We start from the raw sequence: 15,106 nt of genomic DNA on the forward strand, positions 1-15,106 counted from the left end.
TAACGGCCTGAGTCCTGTGGAATTCAGGATGCAGGCCGCCAAGGCAGCGTAAGTGGATAATTGTCCAACCTTCGGGGGGCATACCAGAGCATGGGAACGAAATGACCCGAAAGACTATCGTGCCCATGCTCTGCGTGGGCATGCCGTTCTGAACGCTCCGGGTCCGATCCTGACGGTGCAGCGCGGCACAGATCTGTGACGCAGAGCGTCACTCAAGGCATTCCCACGCTGGAGCGTGCGGAACGATAGGTGTCCGCAAGATCACCATCGTGCCCATGCTCGGCGTGGGCATGCCGTTCTGGACGCTCCGCGTCCGATCCTGACCTCACTGGAGCATTTGGAACGATAGGCGTCCGCAAGATCACCATCGTGCCCATGCTCCGCGTGGGCATGCCGTTCTGGACGCTCTGCGTCCTCCTGACTGCGTTGTGCGTCAGGAACGTCGAGGTGTGAGAAGCGAAGATTCGCGTCCAACAAAAAGCCCGCATCGCTGCGGGCTTTTTTGTTGGGCCAACCCTAGAAGCGGAACACATCAAGATCGGTACGTATGGGCGAGGCCATTGGAATTCTTGGTTTGTCAGGCTCTTTGGCCTTGGCGACCGGGGGCTTTTTCGGTTCTTCGATCGGCTGCCAGGAAATCGGCTTGATCGCAGTACTGACCTGATCGGCCAGGCGTTGCAACAGCATGCCCTGGGCCTTGACCTGGTCGGCGGAGCTGCCGGCATGGACCTGTTCAAGGTGCACCAGTCGGCTGTCACGAACATGACCTTTACGGTCCAGAAGACGCCATTGCGCATCCAGAACGGCAGGCTGTTTGGCACCGGAGTCCAGACGGGTGATCGACAGTACGACCTGAACGTCCGGTGTGAAGTTGGCAACCGCAGGCGCCATGACGACACGCTGGCTGTCCAACTTCCAGGCCAGCTGACGCAAGAGCAACTGGTCGATATCCGAAGACAGATTGCCCGCCCAGCGCCCGTCTGGCGATGCGGTCAAAGTGCCGTCAGGCTGGCGTTGCAGCAGGGTTTCGCGTTGCAGATAGTCGGCCACCGAAACAGGACCCAGCAATACTGCCAGACCACTACTCTGTTTCGGCTGACCAGGCTCACCGCTATCGAGCTGATAAAGCGCGGTCGGCTGGCGCACACTGCAACCAGCCAGACCCAAAACGCCAGTCATCAGCAAGATCAGGGGAAGGCGTAGAAAATTCATCATCCCATCCAGGTGGCCGCCCCGAGGCAGGCCACAGTATAAGTACTTTCAAGACCCATGCAGGCACTGAGCCACGCATGCACCCCAAGACCCCATATCATCCGTGAATATGCATCATGACTCCAGCGATTATGCATCGTACTTCATGGCAAAACGAAGAACGCTGGTGCAAGATCAATGTTTTTAGCTATTTTCCACCAATAACGCGTCTACGCGCTGGAAGCCTCTTGGCAATTTATTGCCACGTCGGCCCCGCTCCCCCTTGTAATGTTCAAGGTCTTCAGGTTTAAGCGACAGCGTTCGCTTGCCCGCCTGGAGTACCAGCGTCGCGCCCTGCGCAATCACCGCCAGATCGGTCACATATTCTTCTCGGCTGGCTACCCGCTCACCCGGAATACCGATGATCTTGTTGCCTTTGCCTTTGCCCAACTGCGGCAAATCGCTGATCTTGAACACCAGCAGGCGGCCTTCGGTGGTCACCGCTGCCAGCCAGTTCTGTTCACGGTCGGGCACCGGCCGAGGCAAGATGACTTTTGCCCAGTTCGGCAAGCTCAGCAACGCCTTGCCCGCCTTGTTCTTGGCCTGCAGGTCTTCGCCTTTGACGATAAACCCATAACCGGCATCCGAAGCGATCACATACAGCGCGTCATCTTCGGGCATCAATACGCACTCGAACGTCGCACCCGGTGGCGGTTGCAGTTTACCGGTCAACGGCTCGCCCTGGCCTCGTGCAGATGGCAGGGTGTGTGCTGCCACCGAATAGCTGCGCCCGGTCGAGTCGATGAACACGGCGAACTGATTTGAGCGGCCGATGGACGACGTCTTGAAACCATCCCCTGCTTTGTAGGAAAGCCCGGTGGCATCAATATCGTGGCCTTTGGCGCAACGCACCCAGCCTTTTTCCGAAAGCACGACAGTTACCGGCTCGGTGGGCATCAATTCGTTTTCAGACAGCGCCTTGGCTTCGGCACGGGCAACAATCGGCGAACGACGGTCGTCACCATAGGTTTCAGCGTCGGCGATCAGTTCGGCACGGACCAGCTTGCGCAGTTTGGACTCACTGCCCAGCAGCGCCAGAAGCTTGGCCTGCTCTTTGCGCAGGGCATCCTGCTCGCTGCGCAGCTTCATCTCTTCCAGACGCGCCAACTGACGCAGACGGGTATCGAGGATGTAGTCCGCCTGGATTTCCGACAGGCCAAAGCGTGCAATCAGTTCCGCCTTGGGATGTTCGGCGGTGCGGATGATGTGGATCACTTCATCCAGGTTCAGGTAAGCCGTGAGCAGACCGTCCAACAGGTGCAGACGATGCTCGACCTTGTCCAGACGAAACTGCAGACGACGACGCACAGTACCGATGCGGAACGTCAGCCATTCGCCGAGCAGTGTCTTGAGATTCTTGAGCTGCGGCTTGCCATCCAGACCGATGATGTTGATGTTCACCCGATAGCTGGACTCCAGTTCGGTGGTCGCGAACAAATGCTGCATCAGCTCGTCCAGCTCAACCCGGTTGGAGCGCGGAATGATCACGATACGACAAGGGTTTTCGTGGTCAGACTCGTCACGCAGGTCGGCAACCATCGGCAGCTTCTTGGCCTGCATCTGCGCGGCGATCTGCTCCAGCACCTTGGCACCGGATACCTGATGCGGCAGTGAAGTCACGACAATGTCGCCATCTTCAATGCGGTACACGGCCCGCATGCGCACCGAACCGCGCCCGGTCTCGTAGATTTTCAGCAGGTCGGCACGCGGCGTGATGATTTCCGCTTCGGTCGGATAGTCCGGCCCCAGAATGTGCTCGCACAGTTCCGGAACCGTGGCCTTGGGGTCGTCCAGCAGATGAACGCAGGCGCTGGCGACTTCGCGCAGGTTATGTGGCGGCACGTCGGTGGCCATACCGACGGCAATGCCGGTGGTGCCATTGAGCAGGATGTTCGGCAAACGCGCCGGCAGCACGGCCGGTTCGTCCAGTGTGCCGTCAAAGTTCGGCACCCAGTCAGCCGTGCCCTGGCCCAGTTCGCTGAGCAGGACTTCGGAATAGCGCGATAGGCGCGCTTCGGTGTAACGCATGGCCGCGAAGGACTTGGGATCATCCGGCGCACCCCAGTTACCCTGCCCGTCCACCAGCGTGTAGCGGTAGCTGAACGGCTGGGCCATCAGCACCATCGCTTCGTAGCAGGCCGAGTCGCCGTGCGGGTGGAATTTGCCGAGTACGTCGCCGACGGTACGCGCCGATTTCTTGTGCTTGGCGTCAGCCCCAAGGCCCAGTTCGCTCATCGCGTAGATGATGCGCCGCTGAACAGGCTTCAGGCCGTCCCCGATATGCGGCAAGGCACGGTCCATGATCACGTACATGGAGTAGTTGAGGTAGGCCTGTTCGGTGAAGTCAGCCAGTGATCGGCGTTCTACACCATCCAGGCTGAGGTCAAGGGAGTCGCTCATGCGGGCCTCATTATTTCGTTGACTGGCGCAGCAGCAAGTTGCCGCCACGCTGTGTGAATTCAAGTTGTTTCATGGCGCTCATGCCAAGCAGCACCTGCTCACCGTCCAGACCGGGTGCCACCAGAGCACGCACATTGGTCAGGACAATATCGCCCAGTTGCAAGCGGTCTAGCGTGGTCCGAAAACCCTGGCTGTTGCCATTGGCCGTGCTGACTGTGACCGCAAAGCCGCGTTTCAGGCCCAGGCTGTCAGCCATATCACCGGGTACAGCCACGTCGGTCGCCCCGGTGTCGATCATGAACTCTACCGTCCGGCCGTTTATCTGGCCGGTACTGACAAAGTGCCCCTGACGATTACCCGCCAGTTGCACTTCGATGTATCCGTCACCGTGTTGCGAAGCAACCACCGTATTAGGGTTCTGCTGCTTGTCTTCCCAACTGCCGAAAAAGCGCGTCGCCAGAAACAGGCCAGCAGCCCAGGCCACGATCATTAATATCTTGCCAGCGCGCTTGCCGGGTTGCGGTTGATTCGCGGGCTGGCTCACTGACCGGCGCTCCAGCCCGCTTCAGGCGCAGCGAACCGCCAGACAATCGGGCGTTTTTCACCATCGGCGCGCGCACCGAAGTTATTGTCGATGCCGATCCACGCGCCCTTCTCGTCCACGACCAGCGCCTCGGTCAGGCCGTAGGGCTGATCATAGCGACGCGAAGGCACCATCGCTTCCTTGGCGAACGACCAGCAACGTTCGATCTGCCCGGTCTCAAGCCCACGCCGACAGATGCGATAGGCCGCACGTTCGAGCGTGAACAGCTTGCCGTTGTAGAGCGACAGATCGGAAAAGTCCGTAGACACGGTCTTGTGCCCCTGTTCTGCGGGCAGCAGGTCTTTACCATCTTCGGACAGCAGCACGCAGCTTTGCCCGCAGCTCCATTGTTCCTTGTCGCGCTGCACAACCAGCAGCCCGCGCTTCTCGCGCTCGGCGGCCAGCCAGATGCGGTCGCCAGAGGCGTTCACGGCAATCCCTTCGAAAATCGCATTGAAGTGTTGCAACATGCCCTGGCCGCGCGCCTGTTCTATCAGTGCCTGCGGCAAGTCCAGCCAGAACGGTGCACCACTGACCGGAACCTTGAGCACCGTGCCATAGGCCTCGCTGACCAGATAACGGTTACCGGCTGCATCACAACTCACGCCTTCGAAATCCAGATCACCACCACGCACCAACGCGGAAAGGCCTGCCAGCGAACGCAGCTTGAGCGGCAGATAGCTGTGCGGCGCAGGTGCGTCAATGCGGTGTGCTTCTGCCTTCCAGGTATTTTGCGACACATCAAGGCTGTACAGCACATTGTCGTCACGGTCGGAAACGGTCCACAGCTGGCCATTGCACATGGCCAGACCCGACAGATTGCCGCCGACCATGTCGTCTACCGGGTGCTCGGATTGCAGTTTCAGGACCTCAAGCGGCGCGGCGAAAACCGGCGCGGCAACCAGGGTCAGGGCGGCGAGCCAGGCTCGTATCAAGTCAGGACCTCGGCGAGGTTGCCCTTCGATTCAAGCCAGGACTTGCGATCACCTGCACGTTTCTTCGCCAGCAACATGTCCATCATTTCCGACGTAGCAGCGAAATCATCCAGCGTGAGCTGCACCAGACGCCGTGTGTTCGGGTCCATGGTGGTTTCGCGCAATTGCGGCGGGTTCATTTCACCCAGGCCCTTGAATCGGGTGACCTGTGGTTTGCCCCGTTTCTTTTCAGCCACCAGACGGTCAAGAATTCCGTCGCGCTCGCTTTCGTCCAGCGCGTAGTAGATTTCCTTGCCAAGGTCGATCCGGTACAGCGGCGGCATGGCCACATACACATGCCCGGCGTCGACCAGCGGGCGGAAGTGCTGGACGAACAACGCACACAGCAAGGTGGCGATGTGCAAACCATCCGAGTCGGCGTCGGCGAGAATACAGATTTTGCCGTAACGCAACTGGCTGATGTCCGCCGCGCCCGGATCAACCCCGATGGCAACCGCGATGTTGTGCACTTCCTGGCTGGCGAGCACTTCGCCGCCGTCCACTTCCCAGGTATTCAGAATCTTGCCGCGCAGGGGCAGGATGGCCTGGAATTCCTTGTCCCGCGCCTGCTTGGCCGAACCACCGGCGGAATCACCTTCGACCAGAAACAGCTCGGAGCGCGCCGGATCCTGTCCGGCACAGTCAGCCAGCTTGCCCGGCAACGCGGGGCCTTGGGTAATGCGCTTGCGTTCAACCTTCTTGCTGGCCTTGAGGCGCCGACCGGCGTTGTTGATCGCCAGGTCAGCCAGTTGCAGGCCCAGCTCCGAGTGGGTATTGAGCCACAGACTGAACGCGTCCTTGACCACGCCGGAAACGAACGCCGCCGCCTCACGGGACGACAGACGTTCCTTGGTCTGCCCGGAGAACTGCGGCTCCTGCATTTTCATCGACAGGACGAAGGCAATTCGCTCCCAGACATCTTCCGGTGCCAGCTTGACGCCACGCGGCAACAGGTTGCGGAACTCGCAGAACTCGCGCATCGCATCCAGCAAGCCCTGGCGCAAGCCGTTCACATGGGTGCCACCCTGCGCGGTAGGGATCAGGTTGACGTAGCTTTCCTGAACGCTGTCGCCACCTTCGGGCAGCCAGAGCAACGCCCAGTCGACCGCTTCCTTGTTACCGGCGAAGCTGCCGCAGAACGGTTCGTCCGGCAGTCGCAGGAAGTCGCTGACCGAATCCTGTAGATACGAGCGCAAGCCGTCTTCGTAATGCCACTCGACTTTTTCGTTAGTGGACTTGTCTTCAAAGCTGACCAGCAGGCCCGGGCACAGAACCGCCTTGGCCTTGAGTACGTGCTTGAGACGACTGACGGAGAACTTCGGGGTATCGAAATACTTCGGATCGGGCGCGAAATAGACGCTGGTCCCGGTGTTGCGCTTGCCGACAGTGCCGATAACCGCCAGCTCTGTGGCCTTGTAGCCGTCGGCGAAGGTCATTTCATATTCGTTGCCATCGCGCTTGACCCGCACCCGAACCTGAGTGGAAAGCGCGTTGACCACGGAAATCCCTACGCCGTGCAGGCCGCCGGAGAACTGGTAGTTCTTGTTGGAGAACTTGCCACCCGCATGCAGCTTGGTGAGGATCAGCTCGACGCCGGACACACCTTCTTCCGGGTGAATGTCCACCGGCATGCCGCGGCCGTCGTCGGACACCTCAAGCGAGTTGTCGGCATGAAGGATGACCTGTACCGAGCGCGCGTGACCAGCCAGAGCTTCGTCGACACTGTTGTCGATGACTTCCTGAGCCAGGTGGTTGGGCCGCGAGGTGTCGGTGTACATGCCCGGACGTTTGCGAACCGGATCGAGGCCCGAGAGGACTTCGATGGCGTCTGCGTTATAAGAGCTAGCGCTGGGATTGGCCATGGGTTCTCGTTATCAATCTTTCATGGAATTTCGGGGGTTCAATGTTCTTGCATTCAGTAGGCCGGGCATCGATCGCCTATAGCGCCGACAGGTCGATCTTCTGCAACAGATCGGGGGCAAACCCGGCAAAGCTCAACAACGCTGGCATTTGCTCGGCAAAACCCTGAAAACTGTGGTCGCCGCCCGCCTGAATGCGCAAGGCACAGGCCCGGTAAAACTTCTCGGCGCGACGATAATCAAGGGTCTCGTCACCGGTCTGCAACCACACCTGAAACTGCTGCGGGTCCTGGGGAGCAGGAACCTCCAGCTCGGCCAGTGCCTGAATATGGTCTTCGGTCAACTGCCACTGCTCGCCGGTGTACAGGTTCTGCTGCACGCCGAGAAACCCGTCAAACAGCTGATGCGGGTTGACTGCCGGGTTGATCAGCACCGCCTTGAGGCCATGCTGCTGCGCCAAATGAGTCGCATAGTAGCCGCCGAGCGAGCTGCCGACCAGTAATGGCCGTCCCAGCTCCTTTATAGCGGTTTCAAGCTGCCCCATAGCCTGACGCGGATGGTGATGCAGTTCAGGGACTTGCAGACGATCAGCCAGACCCAATGACTTCATCAGCGCGGCCGACTGACAGGCCTTTCTCGACAGGGCCGAGCTGTTCAAGCCATGGATGTATAGCAGTGAAGGTGTGTCGCTCGTCACGCTGTCGCTCCCGAGTGCAAGGCAAAGCCGTGTAGTTTACAGGGACTTACGCTACAACACCTCACTGGAAACGTGTCCGCCCGCTCATTCAGTAGCCGGTGCCGCCGTAATCGACTTCGAACTCCATGCCGACCACTCGGGAAACAGCGGTTTCCAGCCGTCCGTCGTCATGCAGTCGCAGCCAGCGATAGCCCGGTGCCGTGGTGTCCACCTTGAAATCGGCACTGCCCGGCGCGAACTGAATGCAGGTCGAGGGCGACGCCAGCAGGCGCACGCCGTTACGCATCTGGTCGAACTCCTGATGTACATGCCCCCACAATACGGCCCGAACCTGCGGGAATCGATCCAGCACCGCAAACAACGCGTCAGCATTGCGCAGACCGATGGGTGCCATCCATTCACAGCCGATGGCCACCGGGTGGTGATGCAGGCAAACCAGATGATGCCGGTCAGGCGCTTCGCTCAGGGACTGCTCCAGCAACAGCAATTGCCCAGCGGCCAGAAAACCTGGCACCGAACCGGGCACTGCCGAATCCAGCAGTGTCACCCGCCACCGGCCGATGTTGATGATCGGCTCAAGCAGCCCTTCAGCCTGTGCGACATGCTCCATCTGCGGCAATTCATCATGATTACCGGCAAACCAGCGCGCGGGCGCGGCGATCTGCGTACTTATCCGGCGAAACGCTTCGTAAGACTCGACACTGCCATCCTGGGAGATATCCCCGCTTGCAACCACAAGATCAACCTGCGGCTGCTCGGCGAGGACCAGATCAACGACTTTTTCCAGACTGTCGCGGGTACTCATACCCAACAACGCCCCGTCCGTCTCGGCGAACAGGTGGCTGTCGGATATCTGCACCAGCAAAACTGACGATGAAGGGGCTGCGCTTGGCAAGACCGTCTCCCAGAGAGGATTCAGCGCGATTATGTGACGTGGCAGCGGGCGGGTAAACCGGGAATGTGAGCGCAGACGAGCATTTGGTCACATTTGCTGATTTGCTCGGTGCTTGAGCACAATTAAAGCAATAAGTCCGGCAGACACCATGCCCGCCAGTCCCGCACCCAAGAGATAGCTCAGCACCCGCTCATAAGGCATTCCAGGCCAGAGATATCCCGCCAACAAAAGCTCCAGGACAACGCCAAGAATCATTCCTGCCAGCCAGTCCAGCCAGATGAACGATCCACGGCATGAGCCTCAAAGACAGAATACCGATGACCACTCCGGTAATGGCCGTATATAGGAAGTGTTCCCAACGCAGAGCGCTGCCTGTCAGGGTTATCAACCCGAGATAGCTGAAAAGGCTGAGGGTGATTCCCGAGAAGCACGCTAACAGACATCGTGGGGTGCCCAAGTCACTCATTCGTTATACCTGCAAATAAATTCAGGTCGAATGTAAGGCATGTGGTTTCAAATCCAAGGTGCCGGGGGATTTTCAGAAACCACCTACAAGACTGGAGCCTGCCCGCTGTCAGCTGCCGTCACTTATCGGTCAATCCGGTGTGGGATAAATACAGGGCGAAGCCAAGGAGCAGTAGTGCGATAACAATTGAAGAGGCGTTAACGCACTGCCTCAAACTCATGCCCACACGCCAGGCAATGACTCAGCCACTCGCCCAGAAACAAATTGAGCTGGGCTTTTTCGTCCGGTTGATGCATGTCGGCGTTGGGATAGGGATAAATCCCGCGAAAGCGCCGCGCATGCTCGGCGCCGATGACTTCGGCCATGCGTGCGTCGTGGTATACCTGAACCTCGAGCACCGGCACCGGCAGCCATGGCAGGCTGTGCTCCTGGCGGACTTGCAGGGTGGTGGTGTACGGGCAGTCGAGCAATACTTCGACGGCCAGTACGCCCAGCATCTGGTCGCCCTGGGTGACGGCGACGCGGCGTGAGCGCTGTTCGTTGCGCATGTCGGGCAGCAGGCGCATCAGGCGCGCGTAGTTGGCCTCACACGCAGCCTGCAGTCCGGCAAGGTCGACACGGTAGCGCTCGCGCAATAGATTCACGACCATAAACCCCTTATCTCCGCACTATTCAGCGCCAGCCATTGCAAGGCGATGATCGTCGACGCGTTTTTGATTGTTCCGTCTTTCATCGCCTGCATTGCGTCATCGAATGACCAGACCGTGACCCGGATGTCTTCGCCTTCGGACTCAAGCCCGTGAATTCCGCCTGCCCCCTCACTGCTGCACTGCCCCAGGTACAAGTGAACAAACTCATTACTGCCACCTGGAGAAGGAAAGTATTTGGTGATGGGCCAAAGCGAGCGGAACACCAGTCCAGCTTCCTCCTCTGCCTCGCGATGAGCAACTTCTTCCGGCTGCTCATCCTTGTCGATCAGCCCGGCGACCAGTTCGATCAGCCACGGGTTGCTGGTCTTTTCCATGGCACCCACACGAAACTGCTCGATGAGCACCACTTCGTCACGCTTGGCATCGTAAGGCAGTACGCAAACCGCATCGTGGCGAACGAAAAGCTCGCGGCTGATTTCCTTGCTCATGCCACCGTCGAACAGTTCGTGGCGCACATGCAGCTTGTCCAGCCTATAGAAGCCCTTGAAGCAGTTTTCACGCTGTATGGTTTCAAAAGCGCTTGGTGCAGATCGTGTGGTCTGGGTCATGGGTTTCTCGCTTGCCGCCGTTTTTGACATCGGGCCATCCTAACGCGCATCGACGTTAAGATGCAGCCCCCTTGAAGATGCAGGGTAGACGGCCGGGACTTAAAACAATTCTAATCTGCCATGATCGAACCGAAGACGTTGTTTACAGTCCAACCAGCCTGCATACGCACAACGCAACCGCCTTTACTGACACTGCCAAGGATCAACATGTCGTTATTGAGGATCACTTCACTGGCTTGCCTGGCCCTGTTGCTCGGCGCCTGCCAAAGCCTCTTCACGCCCAACATGCGCACACCGCTGCAAGTCCAGCGCGATGCCTCCGAGCTGATCAAGCCAGGCTGCACCACGGCGGACTGCCCGCTGGTGAACATCGATACCGTGCATTTTCCCGATGAGCCGCGATTGGACGCCATCGTCCAGAAGACCTTGCTGCAACTGACCGTTGCCGACAGCAGCGCCTCGCCGCCTGCGTCCATCAAAGCCTATCAGGAGCAGTTCCTGAGCCAGGCCCAGGGCCGTAACAGCAGTTATCTGCAAGCCAAGGTACGTGAGCAGCATGACGGTATCGTGGTTGTCGAACTTTCCAGTTATCTGGATACCGGTGGTGCCCACGGCAACCCCGGCCGGGCGTTCATCAACTATTCGCGTCAGCAGCAGAAAGTCCTGACCCTGGCCGACATGATCATTCCGGGCAAGGAAAGCGAGTTCTGGCAGAAGGCCCAACTGGCCCACCAGGGTTGGCTGGTCTCGACCAAGATGAATGAAGACAGCGAGTTCATGAAGACCTGGCCGTTCAAGCGCACGCCACACATCGCGCTGACGTACGGCGCGGTGATCCTCAAGTACTCGGTGGATACCATCGCGCCGTATTCGATGGGTCACATCGAGCTGAAGGTTCCTTACCCTCAGCTCAATGGCATCCTCAAGCCGGAACTGTTCCCCGGTCGCGGTTGATCGGACCGCCGATCAACAGCTGCAGCACGCCAGCGACGATGAGCGCTGGCAGTGTTGCACCGACATCCGGGTAAAAACCGGCCAGCAGATGATAGGTGCTGAGCCCGCCCAGCCATGCCAGCAGACTCATCCAGCGCAAACCGCCCTCCGCTACCTGACCACTGCGACGACGCAGGATGAAATGGTCGACCAGCACCACGCCGAACAACGGCGCAAACACCGAGCCGATCAGCAGCAGGAAGTTCTGGTATTGGGCCAGCGGTGCCAGACAGGCGATCAGCGTGCAGATCACGCCGATGATCAATGCCAAATGCTCGACCTTGATACGTGACAGCAAAGCACTCGATACCGCTGCCGAGTGAATATCGGCGAACGCATTTTCCGTCTCATCCAGCAGAATCAGCAGCAGCGGGATACCCAGACCTGCGCCGGCCAGTGCCAGCAGCAAGGCATTGACCTCGCCGCCAGGGGCGAACGCCAACGTATAGGCAACGCCCAGCCCCATCAGCCAGAAGTTACCGATGAAAAAGCCTGCGGCCGTGCCGCCAAAGACGCTTTTCGCGCGTTGGCCGAAGCGCGAGTAGTCGGCAATGAGCGGCAGCCAGGACAGCGGCATAGCGATGGCGATGTCGAACCCCGAAGCAAACGGCAGTGAACCGTCCCCGGATGTCGCCCACAGCGCTGCCAGATCAGCCTTGGTCAGCAGGTTCCAGGTCAGCCATGAACACGCGGCCAGCAGTATCCAGATCCCCCACTTGCGCAAGAATCGGCGCACGAAGGTCAATGGTCCGCTGACCGCCAGCAGAGTGGCCAGCGCTCCAAAAAACAGCGTCCAGAGCAGCGGGCTGGTCCACAGACTGCCCTGCGAAAAAGCCCGATCGCCCAACAGACTGGCGGCGTCGCGCATGACGATGATCTCGAACGAACCCCAACCGATCAGTTGCAGCAGGTTCAACACTGCAGGCAGCGACGCGCCTTTGCTGCCCAGGCTGAGTTTGAGGGCTGCCATGGAAGACAAACCGGTGTCACTGCCGATCACGCCGACACTGGCGAGCAGTAAAACGCCCACCAGCGTGCCGAGGAAAATCGCCAGCAGCGAGCCGGACATGCCCAGCCCCGGTGCCAGCAAGGCCCCGGTTTGCAGCACCATCAAACCGATGCCGAGGGAAAACCACAGGGAGAACAGATCCCGCCCACCGAACACCCGCTGGCTGGCAGGGATGGGGGTGTCGGGAGAATAGGTGCCAGGTGTGTTCACGTTTGTGTCTCGTGTGGGGTGTTGATCGGTGATTCGGGATCGGACGCGGAGCTTCCAGAACAGCGCTACCATGCAGAGCGTGGGATCATCGCAATTATCGTGCGGCGCTCTGCGTCGCATGCCGTTCTGGACGCTCCGCGTCCTCTTGACGACGCAGAGCGTCGAGACCTGCATTCCCACGCGGGAGCGTGCGGAACGATAATCGCAACTATCGTGCGACGCTCCGAGTCGTAAAGCCCAATGCTGGAGCGTAGCGATAACCGCTAGCGGTGTTCTGTCGTGCACGTACCGCTTTCTACACCTTCTTGTACAACTGGCTGCCTTCCTGCTTGAAGCGCTCGGCCTGCTCGGCCAGGCCTTTGGCGACATCGACGTCGACTGCTTCGATCCGCTGGTTGGCGGCGTACTCGCGTACTTCCTGAGTGATTTTCATCGAGCAGAATTTCGGCCCGCACATGGAACAGAAATGCGCGACCTTGGCCGAGTCCTTGGGCAGGGTTTCGTCGTGGTAAAAGCGTGCGGTGTCCGGGTCCAGGCCAAGGTTGAACTGGTCTTCCCAGCGGAACTCGAAACGCGCCTTGCTCAAGGCGTTATCACGGATCTGCGCCCCTGGATGGCCTTTGGCAAGGTCCGCTGCGTGGGCAGCGATCTTGTAGGTGATGATCCCGGTCTTCACGTCATCCTTATTCGGCAGCCCCAGGTGCTCTTTGGGCGTGACGTAGCACAGCATGGCGCAACCGAACCAGCCAATCATCGCGGCACCGATGCCCGACGTGATGTGGTCATACCCCGGCGCAATATCGGTGGTCAGCGGGCCCAGAGTGTAAAACGGCGCTTCGTCGCAGCATTCCAGCTGCTTGTCCATGTTTTCCTTGATCAACTGCATCGGCACATGACCGGGGCCTTCGATCATGGTCTGCACGTCGTGCTTCCAGGCGATCTTGGTCAGTTCACCCAAGGTTTCCAGCTCACCGAACTGCGCCGCATCGTTGGCGTCGGCAATCGAGCCAGGACGCAAACCATCGCCCAGCGAGAAGCTGACGTCATAAGCCTTCATGATTTCGCAAATGTCTTCGAAATGGGTGTACAGGAAGTTTTCCTGATGATGCGCCAGGCACCACTTGGCGATGATTGAACCACCACGGCTGACAATCCCGGTCACACGTTTGGCGGTCAGCGGTACATAACGCAGCAACACACCGGCGTGGATGGTGAAGTAATCAACGCCCTGCTCGGCCTGCTCGATCAGTGTGTCGCGGAACAGCTCCCAGGTCAGGTCCTCGGCCGCACCGCCGACTTTTTCCAGAGCCTGATAGATCGGCACAGTGCCGATCGGCACCGGCGAGTTGCGGATGATCCATTCACGGGTTTCATGAATATGCTTGCCGGTAGACAGGTCCATGACCGTGTCAGAACCCCAGCGAATGCCCCAGGTCAGCTTGGCGACTTCTTCTTCGATGGAAGATCCCAGCGCGCTGTTACCGATGTTGCCGTTGATCTTCACCAGAAAGTTACGGCCGATAATCATCGGTTCCAGTTCGACGTGGTTGATGTTGGCCGGGATGATCGCGCGACCACGGGCGATCTCTTCGCGCACGAACTCGGCAGTGATTTCCTTCGGGATGCTCGCGCCGAAGCTGTGCCCCGCATGCTGCTGGGTCAGCAGGCCAGCGGCACGGGCTTCCTGAAGCTTCATGTTTTCGCGGATGGCAACGTATTCCATCTCGGCGGTAATGATGCCCTGACGCGCATAGTGCATCTGGCTGACGTTGGCCCCCGCCTTGGCCCGGCGCGGGTTGCGCACATGAGCAAAGCGCAGCGCAGTCAGTTCGGCGTCGCTCAGGCGTTGCTGGCCGAAGTTGGAACTCAGGCCGGGCAGACGCTCGGTGTCATTGCGCGAATCGATCCACGGCGAGCGAACATCCGCCAGGCCTTTACGCACGTCGATGATCACGTTGGGGTCGGTGTACGGGCCGGAGGTGTCATAGACCGTAACCGGCGCGTTGATTTCACCGCCGAAGTCAGTCGGTGTGACGTCCAGAGTGATTTCGCGCATCGGCACGCGGATGTCCGGGCGTGAGCCCTGAACGTAGATTTTCTGCGAACGGGTAAACGGCTGTACCGATCCGGAATCGACTTGTGCCGACTCGCTCAAATGGGCTGCGTTTTTTAGTGTTGTACTCATCACGGGCTCTCCAGACATCCGGTTGCGTATTTATTGTCGGAGTGACCTGACGTGACGGACGGGTGCACCAGTGCTGGTGCTGAGTATCGAAAGGAGACGTACGCTGTTCATTTTTTGAACAATCGACCCCGGACGATACTCAAGAGGACTCGCCGGGAGACGAGAAATCTTGTTCCCTACGCAGGCGCTAACCTGATCAGGTTCAACGGGATCCGGTTTAACCGATCTCAGCCTCATAGCAAGGCACCCCGACAAGAACGCGATCAGTCTATGCCGGGGCGCGGTCGCAATGCCAGCCTATTTGCACAGGGCTCGATAAATGGCGC

General features: G+C 59.3%; 12 protein-coding genes, 1 pseudogene and 1 riboswitch. Of the genes and pseudogenes, 1 reads left to right on the top strand and 12 read right to left on the bottom strand.

All coding sequences use genetic code 11. The features are described 5' to 3' along the window. Positions 1-516 precede the first annotated feature (516 nt). The 10 genes and pseudogenes from AO277_RS10415 to AO277_RS10460 all read right to left on the bottom strand — a co-directional run bounded on the left by AO277_RS10415 (position 517) and on the right by AO277_RS10460 (position 10,383). Entirely contained in the window at positions 517-1,212 is a 696-nt protein-coding gene (locus tag AO277_RS10415; protein WP_044317985.1) for a PqiC family protein, read from the bottom strand. Positions 1,213-1,395: 183 nt separating this feature from the next. Continuing rightward, on the bottom strand, positions 1,396-3,651 hold the full coding sequence (gene parC, locus AO277_RS10420) for a DNA topoisomerase IV subunit A (RefSeq protein ID WP_044317986.1): 2,256 nt from the start codon (positions 3,649-3,651) through the stop codon (positions 1,396-1,398). Positions 3,652-3,661: 10 nt separating this feature from the next. After that, the gene (locus AO277_RS10425) at positions 3,662-4,195 is read right to left on the bottom strand and encodes a retropepsin-like aspartic protease family protein (protein ID WP_011167552.1); all 534 of its coding nucleotides are present in this window, start codon (positions 4,193-4,195) and stop codon (positions 3,662-3,664) included. Continuing rightward, positions 4,192-5,169, bottom strand: a complete 978-nt coding sequence (locus tag AO277_RS10430; RefSeq protein WP_005731106.1) for an esterase-like activity of phytase family protein — start codon at positions 5,167-5,169, stop codon at positions 4,192-4,194. The genes AO277_RS10425 and AO277_RS10430 overlap by 4 nt, the downstream gene beginning before the upstream one ends. Continuing rightward, positions 5,166-7,070 carry a DNA topoisomerase IV subunit B gene (gene parE, locus AO277_RS10435; RefSeq protein ID WP_002551799.1) on the bottom strand — a complete coding sequence of 635 codons (1,905 nt, stop codon included), beginning with the start codon at positions 7,068-7,070 and terminating at the stop codon, positions 5,166-5,168. The genes AO277_RS10430 and parE overlap by 4 nt, the downstream gene beginning before the upstream one ends. Before the next feature lie 76 nt (positions 7,071-7,146). After that, positions 7,147-7,764: a YqiA/YcfP family alpha/beta fold hydrolase gene (locus AO277_RS10440; RefSeq protein ID WP_044317987.1), complete on the bottom strand. Its 618-nt coding sequence runs from the start codon at positions 7,762-7,764 to the stop codon at positions 7,147-7,149. A gap of 88 nt (positions 7,765-7,852) precedes the next feature. After that, positions 7,853-8,659: a 3',5'-cyclic-AMP phosphodiesterase gene (gene cpdA, locus AO277_RS10445; RefSeq protein WP_080899181.1), complete on the bottom strand. Its 807-nt coding sequence runs from the start codon at positions 8,657-8,659 to the stop codon at positions 7,853-7,855. Positions 8,660-8,746: 87 nt separating this feature from the next. Then, positions 8,747-9,125, bottom strand: a pseudogene (locus tag AO277_RS10450) (hypothetical protein). A 197-nt stretch (positions 9,126-9,322) separates the two neighbouring features. Further along, complete coding sequence (locus AO277_RS10455; RefSeq protein ID WP_002551796.1) at positions 9,323-9,775, bottom strand: DUF1249 domain-containing protein; 453 nt, start codon at positions 9,773-9,775, stop codon at positions 9,323-9,325. After that, a complete protein-coding gene (locus tag AO277_RS10460) occupies positions 9,766-10,383 on the bottom strand; it encodes an NUDIX domain-containing protein (RefSeq protein WP_044317989.1) in 618 nt (205 codons plus the stop codon). Before AO277_RS10460 ends, AO277_RS10455 begins: the two co-directional genes overlap by 10 nt. Before the next feature lie 207 nt (positions 10,384-10,590). Here AO277_RS10460 and AO277_RS10465 point away from each other — a divergent pair, with 207 nt between their 5' ends. Next, positions 10,591-11,337 carry an RsiV family protein gene (locus AO277_RS10465; RefSeq protein ID WP_005731102.1) on the top strand — a complete coding sequence of 249 codons (747 nt, stop codon included), beginning with the start codon at positions 10,591-10,593 and terminating at the stop codon, positions 11,335-11,337. Here AO277_RS10465 and cytX read toward each other — a convergent pair. Together cytX and thiC are read right to left on the bottom strand one after the other, a co-directional pair. Beyond that, positions 11,306-12,595 (bottom strand): putative hydroxymethylpyrimidine transporter CytX, encoded by a 1,290-nt coding sequence (gene cytX, locus AO277_RS10470; RefSeq protein WP_044317990.1) that lies wholly within the window; start codon positions 12,593-12,595, stop codon positions 11,306-11,308. The genes AO277_RS10465 and cytX overlap by 32 nt on opposite strands. Positions 12,596-12,890: 295 nt before the next feature. Then, positions 12,891-14,780 carry a phosphomethylpyrimidine synthase ThiC gene (thiC, locus tag AO277_RS10480; protein WP_044317991.1) on the bottom strand — a complete coding sequence of 630 codons (1,890 nt, stop codon included), beginning with the start codon at positions 14,778-14,780 and terminating at the stop codon, positions 12,891-12,893. A gap of 156 nt (positions 14,781-14,936) precedes the next feature. Next, positions 14,937-15,041, bottom strand: a riboswitch (TPP riboswitch). Positions 15,042-15,106: the final 65 nt, after the last annotated feature.

The sequence above is a fragment of the Pseudomonas amygdali genome (assembly GCF_002699855.1).
Lineage (GTDB): Bacteria > Pseudomonadota > Gammaproteobacteria > Pseudomonadales > Pseudomonadaceae > Aquipseudomonas > Aquipseudomonas amygdali.